This window comes from Mesorhizobium silamurunense (assembly GCF_014843905.1).
GTDB classification, from domain to species: domain Bacteria; phylum Pseudomonadota; class Alphaproteobacteria; order Rhizobiales; family Rhizobiaceae; genus Mesorhizobium; species Mesorhizobium silamurunense.
The window spans coordinates 37402-56811 of sequence record NZ_LPVS01000018.1 but is presented as its reverse complement, the minus strand read 5'-3'; the positions used below and the strand labels follow the sequence as shown (position 1 = coordinate 56811).

The window sequence follows — 19410 nt, the reverse complement described above, 5'->3', positions numbered from 1 at the left end:
GCTGGTTCCGTATGGCGATTTCGACACCAACGTCGTCCAGTACTACTTCGACGCAGGCAACGGCTTCTCGGCGGTCGTCTCGCTCGAAGAAGGCTCGGGCGTGAAGGGCACAATCGACAGCTACGTTCCACATGTCGTCGGCGGCGTGAAGTGGACGCAGGGCTGGGGCGCCATCACCGGCGTCGTCGCCTATGACAGCAACTATGAAGAAGTGGCAGGCAAGGTCCGTTTGGACGTGAATGTCTCCGACGCGCTGGGCAAGGTCCGTTTGGACGTGAATGTCTCCGACGCGCTGTCGCTGTTCATCATGGCCGGCTACGGCACCGACGACAATCTCAGCGACCCGACCTGGGCGATCCCGGCCGGCGGCCGCGGCTTCTACAAGCAGTGGGGCGGCAACTGGGCAGTCTGGGGTGGCGGCACCTACAAGTTCAACGAGAAGACCTCGTTCAACATCCAGGCGTCGACCGACGACGAGAAGAACATCGGTCTGGCGGCAAACGTCGCTTACGACGTCGTTCCCGGCCTCACGGTCACGGCCGAAGTGGACTGGGCGCATTGGGGTCAGGAAGGTATCAACTGGACCGACAGCTCCCCGTTGGCCTTCCAAAAGAAGAACAGCGTCGGCGGTTTCCTCCGCTTCCAGCGCTCCTTCTAAGGGCTGGTACTATACAAGTTAAAATCCAGCCCGGGCGCTTCAATGCCCGGGCTGTTTTGTTTTCGGGACTGGGTGAGGGCAAACGAAGGAAGAGAAGGGGGTACTGGTAGCTGAAGTCCGTGAAAATGGTTTCGTGGGATTCGCCGCTGAGGTGGATGAAATCATTTTGTCGGACAAAAACTCTTGAAAGGACGCTTCCGTGCGGGCAGCTGTGCCTATCCACTTGGGGGTGTGGGCTAAAAAAATGACGAACGAAGCGATTCAAGAGGGGGGGTCCTCTGGTCACTTTGCGGTTTTTTCTTCTCAGAACTCGAACTTTCGATACACATATAACAAGATCAGAGAAGTAAAGTCGTACAGGATCAGGGAGCTTTTTGCAGCTTATCGGGATATACTCTGGGATGATGGGCGGCATAAATACAATGTCAGCTCTTTCATCGGTGAAATAGACGAGATCCTTCTGGGAGAGCGTTTCAGCACCTTTGACCAGAACACCCTGGACAGTCTTATCGGTACCTTGCGCCAGCGCGGGAACAGCAACGCAACCATCAATCGCAAGATGGCTGCACTCAGCAAGCTGCTGCGCAAGGCTCACAAGATGGGAGATATCCACAGCCTGCCCGAGTTCCGCCGCCAGAAGGAGCGGGCGGGGCGGATTCGTTTCCTCGAAAGGGACGAGGAGGCAAGGCTGTTCGCCGCCATCAAGAGCCGCAGCGAGGATGCTTACAGGCTCTTCGTCTTCCTGGTCGACACCGGCTGCCGTCTCGGCGAGGCGCTCGGCCTGATCTGGAACGACATCCAGGAACACCGCGTCTCGTTCTGGATCACCAAGTCGGGTCGCAGCCGCACCATTCCGATGACCGAACGGGTCAAGGAGGTGATCAAGCTGCCGCCGACGACCGAAGGGCGCCGGCCAAAGGGTCCGTTCACCAAGTTCACCCAGGCGCAGTACCGCGCCATCTGGAACGAAGCGAAGGCCGAGGTCGGTCTCGGCGCTGACGAGCAGGTGGTGCCGCATATCCTGCGCCACACTTGCGCCTCGCGCCTCGTCCAGGGCGGCATCGACATACGGCGCGTGCAGATGTGGCTCGGCCACCAGACGTTGTCGATGACCATGCGTTACGCGCATCTCGCCACCAACGACCTCGACGGCTGCGTCGTCGTGCTCGAGAAACCGCGCGCCGATGAGGCGCCGCGCCTGGCGGAGAACTCGGTGTTTGCGTCCCCGTTGACCACGCCGTCACCGGCCAAAGCCGCTCGTAAGGAGAGCGGATCAGAGCCGGCGAAGGCGCGCCGCAAGAGCTGAAGGGCAAATAGACGCGCGCTGGCCCAACGCGAATCTATACTGGGTTGATCCCGCCTGGAGCTGGTTTAGCCTTGGGCTTTACTTTGGCCTGATTTGCTTTCCGCCCGATCAAGGAACGAGGCAATCTCCTGCGGCAGGTTGCCGGTTTCCAGGAAGGGCGCGTGTCCCTGGCCGTCGACGGTGATTGCCTCCATGCCGGGATGACGCTTTCCCATCTCCTGGAGCGTCGCGGCGGACAACAGCTTCGAATTGCCGCCGCGAATGGCGAGCATCGGCACCGCGGCAAGCGCGTCGAACTGCGGCCAGAGATCCGGCAGCGGCTTGCTGAAGTCGGCGCCGGCCAGCGTTTCGACCAGGGTGGGATCGAAATCGGGTACCAGTCCGGCATCCGTGTCGCGGCAGATGGCGCTCACCATCCGTGCCCAGTCGGCGTCGGTAAGCGCCGGAAAGCTGGCGCCGTGCACGCGCCGCTGCGCTTCGACCGCCTCGGCGAACGGCTTCGGCTTCGGCGACCGGTCGAGGTAAGAGCGGATGTGGGCGATGCCCTCGACCTCGACGACAGGGCCGATGTCGTTGAGGACAATAGCCTTCAAAACCGCCGGCTTCAGCGCGCCGAGCACGTGGATGATCAGCCCGCCGCGCGAGGTGCCGATGAAGGCAGCCTCTTCGATGCCCAACTCCGACAGGCCGGCGAGCACATCGCCGGCTTCGACACCGACATTGTAGTGGCCGATGTCGGGATCGTAGTCGGATTGGCCGCGGCCGCGATAATCGAAGGCGACGACTTTGCGCGGTGTCCTCGCGTTGCTCGAAAGGTGGAGCGCGAGCGCATGGAAGTCGCGGGCATTGCGCGTGAGGCCGGGCAGGCAGACGACCGGCCAGCCATCGCTGTTCGCCTCGCCGTAGATCCGGGCATGGAGCTTGAGACCGTCAGGCGCGGCATAGAAGAAGTCGGAAAAACCGTCACTTGCCATCGGGGCGCTGTTCCTCTCTGGGTCGGCAGAGAGCTACAGGCGGGGGCAGAAATGGTCAAATCACTGAGGCGCCTCCTTCTCCCCTTGTGGGAGAAGGTGTCGCCGAAGGCGACGGATGAGGGGTACTCCAGCTTGGCAAGGACGGCGATCCGTCCAACACCCCTCATCCGTCTCGGCGCTACGCGCCGATCCACCTTCTCCCGCAAGGGGAGAGGGGGGCCTTCAACTCCGCCCGTTCACCAGATCGCCCACGATGTCGTATTTGCCTGAAATACGCATCTTGTAGACCTCGTAATTCTCCATCACGCGCTGCACGTAGCTTCTTGTTTCCGTGTAGGGAATCCGCTCGATCCAGTCGACCACGGCATCCACGTCCTTGCCGCGCGGGTCGCCGTATTTCGCCACCCATTGGGCGGCGCGGTTGGGGCCGGCATTGTAGCCGGCGAAGGTCAGCACATAGGAGCCGTTGAAGCGGTCGAGCTGCTCGCCGAGGAAGGCTGAACCAAGCGTCGCGTTGTAGCCGGCATCGGTCGTCAGCCGCGCCTGCGAGAAGGTCATGCCGGCCTTCTTCGCCAGTTGCTTGGCGGTGCCCGGCATCAATTGCAAAAGGCCGCGCGCCCCGGCGCTGGAAATCGCCCCGATGTTGAACTCGCTCTCCTGGCGGGCGATGGCATAGGCGAGCGCCTTGCCGGAGCCGGAGATATTGGCCGAATCGGGGATGACGCCGAGAGGATGCGACAGGGCGCCGACATCGATGCCGCGCGCCGCGGCGATCTTGCCGATCTTGAGCGCCATGAAATGGTTGCCCTGCTTTTCGGCGAGCACCGCCAGCAGCGCCAGTTCACCCGGACTGGTCAGTTGTCCTGCAAGGTCGCGGTAGAGCGTTTCGGCATAGCGGTCGTAGCCCGCCTCCTGCAGTCGCTTGATCGCGCTCACGGCCTCGCGGCCCTCGAAGCTTTGGCGGTCGGCCGCGCTCGGTTTCGGATAGACGATGTTGAGGGCCCTGAGGCCCACGCGCTCGCCTGCGAGCTGGCCGTAGAAGGTCGTGCCGTAAGCGGCCGCGCGGGTGAAGTAATCTTTAGCGTTGCCCGGACTGCCGACTTCCGCGGCGCGGCCAAGCCAGTAATAGGCGCGCGACAGCGATACCGGTCCCTGCGCCGTGTCGGCGATGCGCGAAAAATGCGCGGCCGCGGTCGACGGATCGTTCAGGCCGCGCAGCGCGTACCAGCCGGCATGGAACTCGGCTTCGGCGGCGCTGGCCGGGCTCTCGGCCGCATGCACGGAGACAATTCTGTAGGCAGTCTTCATGTCGCCCTGGTCGACCAGCCCGCGCGAAAGAACACGGCGCTCCACCCACCATGCGTCGGGATCGACAAGCGAATCGCGGTCGGTCGGCGCTTTCATCACGATGGCAGCGGCGTCCGCAAACTTCTGCTGCTTGCGCAGATATTCGGCCTCGGCGAAGAAATAGCCGGCAGAACGTTGCGCCGCAGGTACCGCCTTCAACAATTTGGCCGTGTTCTTGTCGCCCCTGTCGGCGGCTGCCCAGGCGTCTGCCAGTTGTTGCGCTCCGGCTAGGCCGGCGACGCGTAGCGCCGAGTCCGGCTTGTCGGCATAGAACATGCGCTCCATGCGGTAGCGGTGGTCGGTGGCCGGGATCAGCGCGCCGAATTCCTTGATGAAGGCGCTCTCGTCCTTGGCTTCCAGCTTCTCGCTGCGCCAGAAAGGCACCAGCGTGGCGCGCGCCGCCGCGGCATTGCCCAGCGCCACCTGCGAGCGCGCGAGGATCATCACTCCCTCCGGCGTCAGCGGCTGGCTGCGGCCGAAGGCGTTCACCACCACTTGCGGCGGCGGGTTCTCGCGGTAGAGCGCGCGCTCGCTGTTCTTGCGCAGCACTATCGTGCCCGGCCATCCCGGCAGCATCTTGGCGGCATCGGCAATCTCGCCGCTCGGCACCTTGTCGCCGCCATAAAGCGCGATCGCCCAGGCCAGGATGTGCCGGTCGAGCGACGTTGCCGGCAATGAGTCGCGGGCATTGCGCGCGCCGGCAATGTCGTTGGCGCCGAGCGCGTCGAGGCCGCCCTTCAATTGAGCAATGCTGGCCGGAGGCGGGGAAGGCTGCGTCTGGCCTGGCGCCTGAGGTGCTGCAGGCGCCGGGATCGCCACAGCCATGCGCACATCCCCGCTGCCGCCGATCGCCATCCCCGGCATCAGCGCGACGATCACGCTGAAAAGCGCTAAGAGGTGAGGCCCCCTCGTCGGCATTATTCCATCCTAGCACACCACCAGCAGGCTGGGACACTCGAAGCCCCGCGGGGAGCCTAAACTTAGGTCGTGAAAGGCTCGTAAACAAAAGGTTATCGAGGCCGTTCGAAATGCGCTTGCTGGTACTATGGCGATGCTTGCCGCTGAACCGTGTCGAGACTATGGTGCGCGGCTTCGCTTTCGGTTAGAAGGCGCGCAAACAAACCGATCGACGAAACCCGATAGGTTCCCCCGATTAAGTTCCAAAGGAGTTTGGACAATATGCTGAGAGGCTCGCTGACCGCGCTCGTCACACCGTTCGAAAAGAGCGGGCGTTTCGACGAGAAAGCCTTTCGGGCGTTTGTCGAATGGCAGATCGCCGAGGGCACCAAGGGCCTCGTCCCGGTCGGCACCACCGGCGAGTCGCCGACGCTGTCGCATGACGAGCACCGCCATGTCGTCAAGCTCTGCATCGAGGTCGCCAAGGGCAGGGTTCCGGTGGTGGCCGGCGCCGGCTCCAACAACACCGAGGAAGCCGTCGGGCTGGTGCAATATGCCGAAAAGGCAGGCGCCGATGCAGCACTCGTCGTCACGCCTTATTACAACAAGCCGACCCAGCGCGGCCTCTACGAACATTTCGCCGCTGTCGCCAAGGCGACTAGGCTGCCGATCATCATCTACAACATCCCGCCGCGCTCGGTGATCGACATGACGCCGGAGACGATGGGCCGGCTGCGCCATGACTTCAAGAACATCGCCGGCGTCAAGGATGCGACCGGCAAGGTCGAGCGAGTCTCGGAACAGCGCATGACCTGCGGCAAGGATTTCATCCAGCTTTCCGGCGAGGATGCCTCCGCGCTTGGCTTCAACGCGCACGGCGGCGTCGGCTGCATCTCGGTGACCTCGAACGTCGCGCCGCGCCTTTGCGCCGAGTTCCAGGAAGCCACGCTCTCCGGCGACAGCGCCAAGGCGCTCGAGCTGCAGGATCGTCTGTTGCCGCTGCACAAGGCGATCTTTATGGAGCCCGGCGTGTCCGGCGCCAAATACGCGCTGTCGAAGCTGGGCAAGGTCGAGAACGTGGTCCGCTCGCCGCTGGTGACGGTCGAAGCTTCGACCGCCGAGAAGCTCGACGCCGCACTGAAGCATGCCGGCTTGATAAACTAGGGATGAGGCGCCACCTCTCCGCATTATGAATCAAGTCAAGAAAGCCGACCCCAACAACAGGACGGTCGCCGAAAACCGCAAGGCGCGCTTTTCCTACGAGGTGCTCGACACGATCGAGACCGGCCTGGTGCTGACCGGCACCGAGGTCAAGTCGCTGCGTCAGGGCCAGGCCAACATCCAGGAAAGCTACGCCTCGGCCGAAGGCGGCGAGATCTGGCTGATCAATTCCTATTTGCCGGAATATCTCCAGGCCAACCGCTTCAACCATGAGCCGCGCCGGCGTCGCAAGCTGCTCGTCAGCAAGCGCGAGATGGCCAAGCTGTCGCAGAGCGTCGAGCGCGAAGGCATGACGCTGGTGCCGCTGAAAATCTATTTCAACGATCGCGGCCGCGCCAAGCTGCTGCTGGCGATCGCCCGCGGCAAGAAGCTGCACGACAAGCGCGAGGCGGAAAAGCAGCGCGACTGGTCCCGCGAGAAGGGGCGGCTCCTCAAGGAGCGCGGGTAAGACAGCCAGCGATGCCGGGCAGGGAGCTGAGGCTTGAGGAACAGCTTGATTGTCCTGGTCCTGGCTTTCGTCTTTCTGGCGCTTGCCATCTGGGCAGAAGGCTTTTTCCGGCCTCGCGCTTTTCCGCCGGATCGCGGCGAATTTCCCATCAGGGGCATCGACGTCTCGCATCACCAGGGCAGGATCGACTGGCCGCGCGTCGCGGCCGACGATGTCGCCTTCGCCATCATCAAGGCGACGGAGGGTGGCGACCATGTCGATGATGCCTTTGCCGAGAATTTGCGCCAGGCCCGCGCGGCGGGCCTCGCCGTCGGCGCCTATCATTTCTTCACCTTCTGTCGCCCGGGCGCCGATCAGGCCAAGAACTTCATCTCGGTCGTGCCGCGCGGCGAGCAGCTTCTGCCGCCGGTCGTCGACATCGAATTCCACGGCAATTGTCCGCGACGCCCGTCGCCTGCCGAGCTCAACGCGGAACTCCTTGCATTTCTGGGACCGGTCGAGGCGATCTACGGCAAGCCGGCCATCATCTATATCACCGACGAGATGGCGCCGACCTATTCTGCTCATATCGCGGTTCGCCAGCGCTGGCTGCGCTCTCTGCGCGGGCCGCTGAACGACGACGGCTGGGTCTATTGGCAATATCTCGACACGGGCCGTGTCGACGGCATCGATGGCGATGTCGACTTGAATGTGCTGAAGGGCGGACCGGCGAGGCTTACCGAACTGTTTGCCCCGGCGCCTGAATCTAGCTCTTCAGGAACGCCGTGATCGCCTGCACGGGTTTGTTCCAACCGCTAGCCGCTCGCAGCGCCTCACGGCAGGGCGGCCTTGGCCCTGGGTTTGGCGAAAGCTGATAATGCCATGCCGGCTGCCATGATTGCGATGGCAGCAAGCTGGACGCTTGTCGGCGTTTCACCGAGCACCGCTATGCCGACGATGACAGTCACGATCGGCACGCAGGGCATGAACAGCGATGCTGTCTGCGATCCCAACTGCCGGACGATAAAGGTGTAGAGAAACATGGCGGCCGCACCTGCCAGAAATCCTTGGATGACGATCTGGCTGGCGATTTCGGCGGCCGGGGCTGCATGAAGGCCGGTCGGCGCAAATAGGTAGACAAGCGGCAGCGGCAGGCATGACAGAAGCACGACGCTGGCTGTCGCCATCACCGGATCGACGCGCCATCGCCGCACGAGCACGGCGTAGCTGGCAAACATCGCACCCGATCCGATGAACAGGAGATCGCCGAAGAATACGTTCCTCACGCCGATGCCTGCCTGTTCTGGCGAAATGAACAGCATCAGGCCGGCAATGATCACGACGACGCCGACGGTTCGTTGACGTGAGGCTTTGTCGGTGGTCGCGATTTTTGACTGCAAGAACGAGAAGGAGACAATCGACGCTGGACAGAGCGCCGCGCCATGCGCGGCAGGCGCATAGGTCAGGCCCCAATTGATGATGATCGGATATGGCAATCCGGCCAGTGTCGCAAGCGCCAGGGCGCGCTTCCAACCCAACACCTGCATCGCTGCCGTGCCGCTTCGACAGGCGATCGGCAGCAAGACCATGCCGGCGCCGACGAAACGCAGGGCTGCCAGATCGGTTGACGTCAGATGTTCCCTGAGACTGAAGCGGGCGGCAACAAATTGCACGGCGTAGATGCCGATCATGGCCAAGCCCGCGATAATCGCCAGCCTCGTATTGTGGTCCCGTGCCATCTTCGTACCTGCCCGTCGGTCTTGGTGAAGCACAGGCTATTGCTGAAAAATCCGCGATAAAATACGCTACTTTCGTAAGATTTACGTGAGATTCACCAATGAAAGGCATTTCCGGCGTGAATCCTGAAGAAGGCGATCTCGACAATATCGACCGCAGCCTCCTTCGGCTGCTGCAGGAGGACGGGCGGCGCACGACTCTCGATCTCGCTGCCCGAGTCGGCCTCTCGCCAACCGGCGCCAGTCAGCGAGTGAAGCGTCTGTTTCGTGAGGGCTTCATCACCGCGGTCAGGGCCGTGCTCGATCCGCGAAAGATCGGCCGCGGCACTCTTGTGTTCATCGAGGTGCGGCTCGATCACACGGCACCTCATATTTTCGATCGCTTCGCCGAGGCCGTGAGCAGGGCGCCCGAGGTTCTGGAATGCCATATGGTCGTCGGCGGCTTCGACTATCTGGTGAAGGCTCGTATTTCGGAAATGGGCGCCTATCAGGATTTTCTGAAGCGGGTCATCCTGCCGCTGCCGGGCGTAAAGGAGACGCACACCTATGCCTCAATCGGCGATGTGAAACCCGACGCGCTGTTGCCGGTATGAAACCCGGCCGGCTGTCTCGTCAGCCTTGCAGGAACGCCGCGATCTCCTTGAAGACGTTGACGAACATGTCTTCCGTCAGCACCCCGGTGTTGGTGTTGTAGCGCGAGCAGTGATAGCTGGAAAACAGCGTGATGCCGCCGGCCTCCTGGCGTCCGCCGTGGCGGAACGGAAGAGCGGCGACGCTTCCCCCCAGCGCCCGCACCGTCGACTGATGCGCGATCGAGCCCAGCGTCAGGATGGCGCGCAAATTGGGGAAGCGCGCGATCGTCGGCTTGAGGAAGGTGCGGCAGGTGGCGATCTCGGCGCCTATCGGCTTGTTCTCCGGCGGCACGCAGCGCACGGCATTGGTGATCGCGGTGCCGATGAGTTCCAGCCCGTCATCCGGGCTCGCCTTGAATTCGCCGCGCGCCAGGCCTTGCGCGATCAGCGTGCCATAGAGCAGGTCGCCGGCATAGTCGCCGGTGAAGGGACGCCCGGTGCGATTGGCGCCGCGCAGCCCAGGCGCCAGCCCGACAATGAGCAGCTTGACCGAAGCCTCGCCCTCCGGCGGCAGGAAGGTCGGCACCGGCGCGTTGAACCAGTCTGGCTCGCGCTGGCGCCAGCCGGCGATGAAGTCATGCAGCCGCGGGCAGAGCGGACAGTCACGGCTGGGTTCAGGGGAGGGCGCGGCGCTCAAGGCCGCCGCTCTCAATAATCGTCCTCGTCGGCTTCAGCCGGCTCGGGCCGGCGGACCGGCCGCTCCGATGGATCGCGGCCGACCTCGTTCTTCAGCGTCATCAGGTCGATGAAATGGTCGGCCTGGCGGCGCAGGTCGTCGGAGATCATCGGTGGCTGCGAGGCCATGGTCGAGATGATCGAGACCTTGCGGCCGCGGCGCTGCAGCGCCTCGACCAGCGTGCGGAAATCGCCGTCGCCGGAGAAGATGACATAGTGGTCGACGACATCGGCAAGCTCCAGCGCATCGACGGTCAGCTCGATGTCCATGTTGCCCTTGATCTTGCGGCGGCCGGTCGAGTCGGTGAATTCCTTGGCGGGCTTGGTCACCACCTTGAAGCCGTTATAGTCCAGCCAGTCGATCAGCGGCCGGATCGAGGAGTATTCCTGATCCTCGACCAACGCCGTGTAGTAGTAGGCCCTGAGCAGGTAGCCGCGCTTCTGGAAGCTCGACAGAAGCTTGCGGTAGTCGATGTCGAAGCCCAGCGCCCGCGATGTGGCGTAGAGATTGGCGCCGTCGATGAAAAGAGCGATCTTTTCACGGGGATCGAACATTGAAAAACATCCCTTTCGAAAATTTCTGGCGGTCTAAATGCACATGACGGTCAGGCCCGATAATGATCCCTCTTTGCCGTCCCATTCGAGATAACGCCAGATTTATGGATATCCAAGGGCGCGGACGCGGATTGCAAGCAATTGTGATCGGCACTATGTCGAACGGCAGGGCAGTTGTTGAGCCGGGCAAGCGATCGTGCTTTGGTCGCTGCCGCCATAAAGCTTGTGTTTCGGCGGCGTCCGGGTTATGGAGCCCGCCAGTTTTCCATCAAATCCACGCATGAAAGGGGCAGTCCATGGCCCGCGTAACCGTTGAAGATTGTATCGACAAGGTCGATAACCGTTTCGAGCTCGTGCTGCTCGCCGGCCACCGTGCCCGCCAGATCAGCCAGGGCGCGCAGATCACTGTTCCTCGCGACAATGACAAGAATCCCGTCATTGCGCTGCGCGAGATCGCCGAGGAGACGCTGTCGCCCGACGACCTCAAGGAGGACCTGATCCACTCGCTGCAGAAGCATGTCGAGGTCGACGAGCCGGAAGCCGATGGCGAGGCGATCGCCGATCAGACCGGCGCCGCCACCGCCGCCGCCGACACCGACGATGCCGAAGAGAACATCGCCTTCGACCGCATGAGCGAGGAAGACCTGCTCGCCGGCATCGAGGGTCTGGTACCCCCGGAAAAGAGCGACGACTACTAAGGCAACCGGAACCGGCCTGGATCAAGCATCCGGCACTTCCGTATCGTCGGTTTCGTGGCTATCTATGGGATGCGTCGCACCTCGGTGCGGCGCATCAATCATTTCCGCACCGCGAGATTCCGCCCATGATGCGTCAGTATGAGCTTGTCGAGCGCGTGCAGCGCTACAAGCCTGACGTCAACGAGGCGCTGCTCAACAAGGCCTATGTCTACGCCATGCAGAAGCATGGCCACCAGAAGCGCGCCTCGGGCGATCCCTATTTCTCGCACCCGCTGGAAGTCGCCGCCATCCTCACCGAGATGCATATGGACGAGGCGACCATCGCGGTTGCCCTTTTGCACGACACGATCGAGGACACGACCGCGACCCGGGCCGAGATCGATGAATTGTTCGGCCCCGAAATGGGCAAGCTGGTCGAGGGCCTGACCAAGCTGAAGAAGCTCGACCTCGTCTCCAAGAAGGCCGAGCAGGCGGAGAACCTGCGCAAGCTGCTGCTGGCGATCTCCGAGGATATCCGCGTTCTCCTGGTCAAGCTCGCTGACCGCCTGCACAATATGCGCACGCTCGACCATATGCCCGAGTCCAAGCGCCTGCGCATTGCCGAGGAGACGATGGACATCTATGCGCCGCTCGCAGGGCGCATGGGCATGCAAGGCATGCGCGAAGAGCTGGAAGAGATCGCCTTCCACTACATCAATCCGGAGGCCTATCGCGCCGTCACCGCGCGGCTGGCTGAAATCTTCGAGCGCAACAAAGGCGTGCTGGACGAGATCGAGAAGGCGCTGTCGGGCCTGTTCGAAAAGCATGCGATCAAAGCCAGCGTCAAAAGCCGGCAGAAGAAGCCGTGGTCGGTATTCCGCAAGATGGAGGCCAAGGCGCTTTCCTTCGAGCAACTGTCCGACATCTTCGGCTTCCGTGTCGTGGTAGACACGGTCGAGGACTGCTACCGCGCGCTCGGCGCCATCCACACCACCTGGTCGATGGTGCCCGGCCGCTTCAAGGACTACATCTCGACGCCAAAGCAGAACGACTACCGTTCCATCCACACCACCATCGTCGGTCCGTCGCGCCAGCGCGTCGAATTGCAGATACGCACCCGCGAGATGAACAAGATCGCCGAATACGGCGTCGCCGCGCACTCGATCTACAAGGATACCGGCGGAAAGACGAATGGAGCCGCGCACGCGATCTCCAAGGAGACCAACGCCTATGCCTGGCTGCGCCGCACCATCGAGCAATTGGCCGAAGGCGACAACCCCGAGGATTTCCTGGAAAACACCAAGCTGGAGCTGTTCCAGGACCAGGTGTTCTGCTTCACGCCCAAGGGCATGCTGATCGCGCTGCCGCGCGGCGCCACCCCAATCGACTTTGCGTACGCCGTACACACCGATGTCGGCGACACCTGCGTAGGCGCCAAGGTCAACGGCCGCATCATGCCGCTGATGACGGAATTGAAGAACGGCGACGAGGTCGAGATCATCCGCTCCAAGGCGCAGGTGCCGCCGGCCGCCTGGGAATCGGTCGTCGTCACCGGTAAGGCGCGCGCCGCCATCCGCCGCGCCACCAAGAACGCCATCCGCAAGCAATATTCCGGGCTCGGCGCCCGCATCCTCGAACGCGCCTTCGAGCGCGCCGGCAAGAACTTCACCAAGGAAAGCCTGAAGCCGGTGCTGCACCGGCTGGCGCGCAAGGACATCGAGGACGTGCTGGCCTCCGTCGGGCGTGGCGAGCTTGCATCGACCGACGTCATGAAGGCGGTTTTCCCCGACTACAAGGACGAGCGCGTCACGGTCGCGGCGCCCAAGCAGCGCGAGGAGGGCTGGTCGAAGATCCGCAACGCCGCCGGCATGCTCTTCCAGATGCCGGGCCGCGCCGCGCGCAAGGGCAAGGACCAGCAGCGCGACGGCGCGGTGCCCATCCGCGGCGTGCGCGGCGACCTGCCGGTGCGCTTCGCGCCGGAAGGGGCGGTGCCCGGCGACCGCATCGTCGGTATCATCCAGCCGGGAACCGGCATCACCATCTATCCGATCCAGTCGCCGGCCCTGCAGGCCTTCGACGACCAGCCCGAGCGCTGGATCGACGTGCGCTGGGACATCGACGAGCGCACCAAGGAGCGCTTTCCGGCCCGTATCTCGGTCACCGCCATCAATGCGCCGGGATCGCTCGCCGACATAGCGCAGGTCGTCGCGTCCAACGATGCCAACATCCACACGCTGTCGATGGTGCGCACCGCGCCCGATTTCACCGAGATGCTGATCGACCTCGAGGTCTGGGACCTGAAGCACCTCAACCGGCTGCTGTCGCAGCTCAAGGACAATTCGAGCGTCAGCGATGCGCGTCGCGTGAACGGCTAGTTTACGATCTGTCACTGGGGAACGAGATGAATACCGACGAAGTGTTGGGCATTTTCCGCGAGGCCGGCGCGGTTCTCGAAGGCCATTTCATCCTGACGTCTGGACTGCGCAGTCCAATCTTCCTGCAGAAGGCGCGCGTCTTCATGCATGCCGACAAGACCGAGCGCTTGTGCAAGGCGCTGGCAGAGAAGATCCGCAAAGCGGTGCCGGGCAGGATCGACTATATCGTCGGTCCGGCGATCGGCGGCCTGATCCCGGCTTACGAGACCTCGCGCCATCTCGGTGCGCCGGCGATCTGGGTCGAGCGGGAAGGGGGCGAGTTCAAGCTGCGCCGCTTCGAGATCGACAAGGGATCGCGGGTTGTCATCGTCGAGGACATCGTCACCACAGGTCTTTCCATCCGCGAGACCATCGACTGCTTGCGCGAGCTGGGCGCCGAGGTGGTGGCCGCCGCCTGCATCATCGACCGCTCGGCCGGCAAGACCGATGTCGGCGTGCCGCTGATCGCACTTGCCGAATATGAAGTGCCGGCCTATCCGCCGGACCGCCTGCCGCCGGAGCTTGCCGCCATCCCAGCCGTCAAACCCGGCAGCCGGAACATTTGAGGTCCAAGATGATCGCCGGCATCGATCATTTCGTGCTGACGGTCCGCTCGGTCGAAGCGGCCTGCGATTTCTACCAGCGCGTGCTCGGCATGCGGCGGCTGGATGAACCGAACCGGCCGACCGCGCTTCTCTTCGGATCGCAGAAGATCAACCTTCACGAGGTCGGCCGCACCTTCGAGCCGAAGGCGAAGGCGCCGACGCCGGGCTCCGGCGATTTCTGCCTCGTCGCGGCGGTGTCTCTTTCCGATATCCGCGCCGGCCTCGAGGCCAACAGCGTGGCGATCGAAGTCGGTCCGGTCGAGCGCATCGGCGCCTGCGGCAGGATGATGTCGGTCTATTTCCGCGATCCCGACGACAATCTGGTCGAGGTCAGCGAGTATCTGGCATAGCCTTCTTTTCGGTCAATTCAGACCAAGCTGCATAGCGCAAAGCCTATCGAATGGAGATTGTGTATGCACTCGTGCCGTTCTCAGATGAAGGCACTCAGAGTCAATTACAGCAAATCTGTGCCATGGGTCAAAGGAGCAGTAACTACTGCTAGGCATCATTTGCCGTCCAGCCGACGGGATAGCCGGACGCCAGGTCCACCTCCATTTTCTGGGATAAATTCGATTCCAGCTGCCTCAAACGTGGCCCGAATCGTCGCAACGGTTGACGTTTTAAGTTCTTCGCCTCGCTCAAAACGGGCAATGGTATCAGGTGAGACGCCTGCGTTACGAGCCAAGTCTCTGGTTCCCCAGCCGAGCGCCACACGCGCCATTTTACATTGAACGACATTCATTTCGTAACATTGATACGATTTTTGTTGATCCGGGCTTTCGGTCGAATTATCGTATCCCTGATACGATTATAGGCTGGCTTAAAAGCGGCTGCTGATGGTGTTACGACCACCCAGCAGCCTGATCACAACCCTAGCTATTGGGAGCTCGGATCATGGGTGATTCCGACAATACCACGACTTTGCCTCTCGTCACCCGCAGGAGGGTACTTACGGGAACGGCAATTGCAATGGCGGCATGGCAGCCAACAGCGGCTGCCCGCAACGATTTAGAGAAGGACGAACCCACCGATCCCGCGGTGGCAGTGTGGCGCAAATGGCAGGCGGCCCATCAGCAGGCTGAGCGGCTTTGCCGTCAGCAGCAACGCCTGGAGCGGAAACTGGCCGAATCCGTTGGCTTTCCTTGTGCGACCATCCGGCTGCGCGACGGTGAAAGCGTGACGCTGCATTCACGCGGGGCGCTTCAGGAAGTGCTCGATCTTTGCCCGGAAGATGAGGCAACGCGCGCGAAGGCCGAAGCCGATTTTGCGGCTCATCAGGCGCGCTGGGATGCCGCCGACAGGGAAATCGGCTATTCCGCCGCGCTGCACGCCGAGCGGGAGTCAGCCGACCGGGCCGAAGACATGCTTGAAATGTTGTCCGAGACCCCCGCTGCTTCCCTTGCCGGTGTGGCAGCCAAGCTTGATGCCGTGCTGAGGGAAGGAGAAGTTTCCGAAGACAGCATTGAGTTTCCCTGGCCGCAGATCCGCTCGACACTCGATGATGTCATTCGCATCGGCCAGAGGCTCGTTCCTGAACAGATGCTTGCAAGCGAGATGCTCCAATCGAAACCGGCTCGAAAACGGGAAGGTAGAAGGTTGCGCGTCTGGGCCGAGGCGGATGGAGGCACAGCATGAAAAAGCCAGCCGGTGGATCGCCTATTATAATCGACGATTCTCGTTGTCACCGGGAGACTGCCGATAGTGCCGCGTTGCTTGGCGAGTGGTCCGTTATCGAAGTCGCCGACGCGGCAAGAGCGTTGTGGGCGATTTGGCAGTAACGGCGATCGCCTGGGGCGCCCTGGCGGCGAATTGCAAGGGCGATATGCCGGAATATCGCTTCTGGTTTCAAGTATTTGATTGTCTTCAGGCGGGCTCTTCGGAAGCCGAGCCTGAACTGATAGTGCTAAAGGCTCGCTTGCGTCCTTTTCATTGATTGCCGCCATGCAGAGTTGGGCCCTGTTCCGTTTCGCCGCCTCGGGCGTCCCTGACAAGCCACCGCGGGCTCGGCGCAGTTTTGGGAAATAGACCAGCTGCCGAAATGAGCAGGACCGCTCCGTCCCTAAAGTCATCTTACTCCGGAAGTTCATCACCCTTGACCGGCGCTTTGCCTTTGCCGGCTCGCTTCAGGATTGTGTGCGCCTTGGGGATGTCCGCACGGGAAGCCCGTTCCCCAAAAGTAGCTTTCCGTCCGCAGCGCCGAGAGCTTTTCGGCAACAGCCACGTTGATGAGCTGGTTGAGCGGCACGCCTTCGCTTTCCGCCACCTTCCGGGCCTCGTCCAAAAGCGAGGGCTGCAGCCGCAGCGCATTGCTCAAGTATTTGCACGCTACACTACGACCGCGCGGCAGCTGGACTTGACTTGCTGATCATCCCTTCGCTCAATGCTCCTGATCTTCATGGAAGAACAGGTGCGCCATGGTGGACGACGCCAAGCCTGCGAACGGCAATACAGGCGTTAGTGACAGCGCCGACATGTCGGAACGGGACATGGCTGAACGAGCTGTCCTGTCCATTGCCCGCCTGCTCGGCCGGCAGGTTGCGCGATAGCATTTCGAAGAATCGCGCGCGGCTAACGACAACAAAGGTCATCCTCCTCAGAAGGCCACATTGGAAGCGGAGGGTGAGAGCGGTGGGGGATTTGGACCTGTTCGCCCTGCTTGACCATAAGTTCGCGACGCTGAGCCTCAAGGAGAAGACCAAGAGCGACTATCCACGAGACCTCGACAAATTCGGCTCAGGACCAGCTTGAATGGATCGACTCACATGGTGGCGGGGCCGCTCAAGTCGGCGCGCCGCCCGCCGGGCCCGTGTGTCTCTATCCCCAATTTCAGACATGAATGCCCTGAGCGTCGCGACGTTTGGTAGAGATTCCGGTCGGGAAGCCAGTTTGATAGGAGGAAAAGATGTCTCGAAAAATAAGGTTGAGTTCTGCGGCGGAGAAGATTTTGCGGAAACGGCGAAAAGCGTTCATAAAGAAGTTTGGCCGAGAACAAAGTCGAGATTACCAAGTCTTCTTTGTTGACAATTCTGATGTTCCCATCCAACTGAGCGAGGAAGAAATAAAGTCGACAATTAAGAAGGCTATGCTGGTCGCCGGTACTCCTAAACATTTTGTATATGCGTATGAAAAGACTGGCTTTATGGTAAACGAAGACGGATACAGGAATATGAACCGAGAAGATCGCGCGGAGTATGACCGTGCAATTGAAGAGTATTTCGAGATGGAGAAGAAACAGAAGTTAACACAATAGATAGATATCTGTGAACTCTGCAGTCGGACAACTCAGCCGTAAAAATTGCGGAATCGCCACGGAGACTACGGGCCGAAATGGGGGTTCCCTGTTCACAATCTGAACATGTGCGTTCCACCGGCGATTGGTTGACGTCTGGCCTTGGGCGATAGTGATCGTCATGCAAAGACGGAGACGGGTATTGCCTCAGTTTGGATTCTGTCGCCAGCGGAGTTGGTCGTAATCAACGACCAGCAGATGCCTGAACAGCACATCGATCAAAAACGGCAGCCCGAGCACGCTTGGCTCAAACCACAGGGCAGTGTGGGGAAGCTCCCGCCAGCCCGGTAGAACCTGTCCATTGTCCACCAGGAACGCCGTCAGCATCAGGATATAGGAAGCACCCAGCCGGATAGGTGAAGGCGTGGCCATTGCCGCCAGCGGCGCTGCGCGGCGGTTGCGGGTCGGGGGCATTCGGTAACGGGCGCACAGTTCCTCATAGCGATGCGTGAGATCGGCCTTGGCATCGGCAACGAGGTTGCGGAAGGCGGCCGATAGGCTGTCGCTGCGATGATAGAGCGGCGCGCCGCCGACCGACCCCAGCGCGTTCTGCAGACCTTCCGCCAGAGCGACGAAGCTCTCGCCGCCAAGGATGACATGGGCGTGCTCGAAGCCCGACCAGACGAGCCGGAAGTGATAGAGCAGATGATCGAGCGGCTCACCGGCGATCGTCACGCCGAGGTTGCTCATGTCGGTAAAATCCGAAAGCCCCCGCCGGCCGGGTTCATGGGTCTGGCGGAAGATCCCTCCTGTTCCTGACCGTGAACGGCTCGCCATGACCGGATGCGCTGCTCAAGCGTGCGGTGAATGCCTACGGACAACTCCGGATGCCGCCGCAGCATCTCGTCACAAACCGCGACCGCCCGGATCCCAGGAGCGGCCTCGAGAAGCGGAGCGACTTCGGCGTCAAAGATATGCTCGAGCGGATCGAGGCGACGGCACCCGCGGGGGCTGCTTCTTCTGCCAGGGAAGTCGGGGATCGTGCTCGATGCGGTAGGCTGTCGCTCGGCTGATCGACGCCTTCGCGGCGGCGACTTCGACAGAGTGATTTTGTCGGTACTTCATAAAAGCCTCGTCTGATGATCGGTTACCTGGCGACCCGGCACAAAGGTGATTCTCCATCCAGAAAAATCACTAACTGCCGGGCTGACCGCGATCACAGACGCCGAAAATTTGCTCTGCGGCGGGGGGTGCAACTCCGGTCGGACTGCGCCCTCCCTACGTCACACCCCCGCCGCAGAGTCTCATCCTGATTGACGCTGGGTCTCACCTTTGTTTGTCGCCGCGCAGCCAACCCTCACGCCGCCGCAAGACCCAGTTGCTGGCCCGTTTCGACCGCATCTTCAAACGCCGCGCCGGCTTTGCCATGCTTGATCTTCTGCTAACCAGGCTGCATGCTAACAAGGCCGAGTTGTTGACCGTTCTCGATCGGCCTGAGATCCCGCTTCACACCAACGGCTCGGAAAATGACATCCGCTGCCAGGTGATCAGGCGCAAGATCTCCGGCGGTACCCGCTCAGAGGCTGGGCGCTCCTGTCGCGATGCCTTCCTCTGCCTTAGCAAAACCTGCCAAAAGCTCCGCATCTCCTTTTGGGACTATCTCGGTGCCCGCCTCGCAATCGACGATGCTCCACAAATCCAATGCCTGCCAAACATCGTCAGCTGCACCTGGCCGCCACCACTTTTGCCCTGTTATCGTATTGAGCGCGTTTATCATCGCCGGCGGACCCCCAAATAGGTATCCGGCTCCACGACAGGCCAAAAAATCGTTACACTTCAATGTATTGAAGCGTGATCGAGCGTACTCGAAAAGTGGTAAGTGGGATGATCATCGGCCCTGCCTCCCGGTTCACTCCTCAGTTTTGCCAGAATGGCGCTCTTTTTACGGCCTGCGGCAGACCATCTTACGGCCTGCGGCAGACCATCGCGGCGGCGTTTCGTTGTTCCGTGGCTTGGCGATCGCTATATCAAAGTTTTGTTGCCTTCCTGCGCTCTCG

21 protein-coding genes and 1 pseudogene are annotated in these 19410 nt (G+C 61.7%); 14 read left to right on the top strand and 8 right to left on the bottom strand.

Annotated elements, in window-relative coordinates; genetic code table 11:
* Together AU465_RS04830 and AU465_RS04825 are read left to right on the top strand one after the other, a co-directional pair.
* A partial coding sequence (locus AU465_RS04830; RefSeq protein WP_192244525.1) for a porin occupies window positions 1-658 on the top strand: 658 nt, incomplete at its 5' end.
* 244 nt (window positions 659-902) lie between these two features.
* A complete protein-coding gene (locus AU465_RS04825) occupies window positions 903-1964 on the top strand; it encodes a tyrosine-type recombinase/integrase (protein WP_192244531.1) in 1062 nt (353 codons plus the stop codon).
* A 65-nt stretch (window positions 1965-2029) separates the two neighbouring features.
* Here the strand turns inward: AU465_RS04825 and AU465_RS04820 are convergent, their stop codons facing one another.
* Both AU465_RS04820 and AU465_RS04815 read right to left on the bottom strand, forming a co-directional pair.
* Window positions 2030-2938 (bottom strand): alpha/beta fold hydrolase, encoded by a 909-nt coding sequence (locus AU465_RS04820; RefSeq protein ID WP_192244523.1) that lies wholly within the window; start codon window positions 2936-2938, stop codon window positions 2030-2032.
* A 222-nt stretch (window positions 2939-3160) separates the two neighbouring features.
* The gene (locus tag AU465_RS04815; protein WP_192244521.1) at window positions 3161-5203 is read right to left on the bottom strand and encodes a lytic transglycosylase domain-containing protein; all 2043 of its coding nucleotides are present in this window, start codon (window positions 5201-5203) and stop codon (window positions 3161-3163) included.
* Between the two features lie 261 nt (window positions 5204-5464).
* Between AU465_RS04815 and dapA the strand changes: the two genes are divergently transcribed.
* The 3 genes from dapA to AU465_RS04800 are packed head-to-tail and all read left to right on the top strand — an operon-like array spanning window position 5465 to window position 7619.
* Window positions 5465-6346: a 4-hydroxy-tetrahydrodipicolinate synthase gene (dapA, locus tag AU465_RS04810; RefSeq protein ID WP_192244519.1), complete on the top strand. Its 882-nt coding sequence runs from the start codon at window positions 5465-5467 to the stop codon at window positions 6344-6346.
* Between the two features lie 25 nt (window positions 6347-6371).
* Entirely contained in the window at window positions 6372-6851 is a 480-nt protein-coding gene (gene smpB / locus AU465_RS04805; RefSeq protein ID WP_192244517.1) for an SsrA-binding protein SmpB, read from the top strand.
* A gap of 33 nt (window positions 6852-6884) precedes the next feature.
* Entirely contained in the window at window positions 6885-7619 is a 735-nt protein-coding gene (locus AU465_RS04800) for a glycoside hydrolase family 25 protein (protein ID WP_192244515.1), read from the top strand.
* Between the two features lie 44 nt (window positions 7620-7663).
* Here the strand turns inward: AU465_RS04800 and AU465_RS04795 are convergent, their stop codons facing one another.
* Complete coding sequence (locus AU465_RS04795) at window positions 7664-8569, bottom strand: DMT family transporter (RefSeq protein ID WP_192244513.1); 906 nt, start codon at window positions 8567-8569, stop codon at window positions 7664-7666.
* Window positions 8570-8667: 98 nt separating this feature from the next.
* On the opposite strand from AU465_RS04795, the gene AU465_RS04790 reads away from it, so the two are divergent.
* Complete coding sequence (locus AU465_RS04790; protein ID WP_192244511.1) at window positions 8668-9159, top strand: Lrp/AsnC family transcriptional regulator; 492 nt, start codon at window positions 8668-8670, stop codon at window positions 9157-9159.
* 19 nt (window positions 9160-9178) lie between these two features.
* Here the strand turns inward: AU465_RS04790 and AU465_RS04785 are convergent, their stop codons facing one another.
* Entirely contained in the window at window positions 9179-9850 is a 672-nt protein-coding gene (locus tag AU465_RS04785; protein WP_192244509.1) for a uracil-DNA glycosylase, read from the bottom strand.
* Window positions 9847-10428, bottom strand: a complete 582-nt coding sequence (locus tag AU465_RS04780) for a LabA-like NYN domain-containing protein (RefSeq protein ID WP_066997475.1) — start codon at window positions 10426-10428, stop codon at window positions 9847-9849. Before AU465_RS04780 ends, AU465_RS04785 begins: the two co-directional genes overlap by 4 nt.
* 296 nt (window positions 10429-10724) lie before the next feature.
* Here AU465_RS04780 and rpoZ point away from each other — a divergent pair, with 296 nt between their 5' ends.
* The 4 genes from rpoZ (at window position 10725) to AU465_RS04760 (ending at window position 14474) form a co-directional block, all read left to right on the top strand.
* On the top strand, window positions 10725-11126 hold the full coding sequence (gene rpoZ, locus AU465_RS04775) for a DNA-directed RNA polymerase subunit omega (protein WP_040972027.1): 402 nt from the start codon (window positions 10725-10727) through the stop codon (window positions 11124-11126).
* A gap of 125 nt (window positions 11127-11251) precedes the next feature.
* A complete protein-coding gene (locus AU465_RS04770; RefSeq protein ID WP_192244507.1) occupies window positions 11252-13480 on the top strand; it encodes a RelA/SpoT family protein in 2229 nt (742 codons plus the stop codon).
* A gap of 26 nt (window positions 13481-13506) precedes the next feature.
* Window positions 13507-14085: an orotate phosphoribosyltransferase gene (gene pyrE / locus AU465_RS04765; RefSeq protein WP_192244505.1), complete on the top strand. Its 579-nt coding sequence runs from the start codon at window positions 13507-13509 to the stop codon at window positions 14083-14085.
* Window positions 14086-14093: 8 nt separating this feature from the next.
* Window positions 14094-14474: a VOC family protein gene (locus AU465_RS04760; protein ID WP_192244503.1), complete on the top strand. Its 381-nt coding sequence runs from the start codon at window positions 14094-14096 to the stop codon at window positions 14472-14474.
* 155 nt (window positions 14475-14629) lie between these two features.
* Here AU465_RS04760 and AU465_RS36220 read toward each other — a convergent pair whose 3' ends face one another.
* Window positions 14630-14866, bottom strand: a complete 237-nt coding sequence (locus tag AU465_RS36220; protein ID WP_246505869.1) for a transcriptional regulator — start codon at window positions 14864-14866, stop codon at window positions 14630-14632.
* Between the two features lie 152 nt (window positions 14867-15018).
* On the opposite strand from AU465_RS36220, the gene AU465_RS04755 reads away from it, so the two are divergent.
* Together AU465_RS04755 and AU465_RS38120 are read left to right on the top strand one after the other, a co-directional pair.
* On the top strand, window positions 15019-15759 hold the full coding sequence (locus AU465_RS04755) for a hypothetical protein (protein WP_192244501.1): 741 nt from the start codon (window positions 15019-15021) through the stop codon (window positions 15757-15759).
* A gap of 85 nt (window positions 15760-15844) precedes the next feature.
* Window positions 15845-16057 (top strand): Y4oE-related protein, encoded by a 213-nt coding sequence (locus tag AU465_RS38120; protein WP_512699435.1) that lies wholly within the window; start codon window positions 15845-15847, stop codon window positions 16055-16057.
* Between the two features lie 153 nt (window positions 16058-16210).
* Here the strand turns inward: AU465_RS38120 and AU465_RS04750 are convergent, their stop codons facing one another.
* Complete coding sequence (locus tag AU465_RS04750) at window positions 16211-16438, bottom strand: hypothetical protein (RefSeq protein WP_210324993.1); 228 nt, start codon at window positions 16436-16438, stop codon at window positions 16211-16213.
* A gap of 588 nt (window positions 16439-17026) precedes the next feature.
* On the opposite strand from AU465_RS04750, the gene AU465_RS04745 reads away from it, so the two are divergent.
* A complete protein-coding gene (locus AU465_RS04745; RefSeq protein WP_192244499.1) occupies window positions 17027-17374 on the top strand; it encodes a hypothetical protein in 348 nt (115 codons plus the stop codon).
* A gap of 429 nt (window positions 17375-17803) precedes the next feature.
* Here the strand turns inward: AU465_RS04745 and AU465_RS04740 are convergent.
* A pseudogene (locus AU465_RS04740) lies at window positions 17804-18519 on the bottom strand (IS21 family transposase); the annotation flags it as partial.
* Window positions 18520-18689: 170 nt separating this feature from the next.
* On the opposite strand from AU465_RS04740, the gene AU465_RS04735 reads away from it, so the two are divergent.
* The gene (locus AU465_RS04735) at window positions 18690-19151 is read left to right on the top strand and encodes an IS66 family transposase (protein WP_192244497.1); all 462 of its coding nucleotides are present in this window, start codon (window positions 18690-18692) and stop codon (window positions 19149-19151) included.
* Window positions 19152-19410 lie beyond the last annotated feature (259 nt).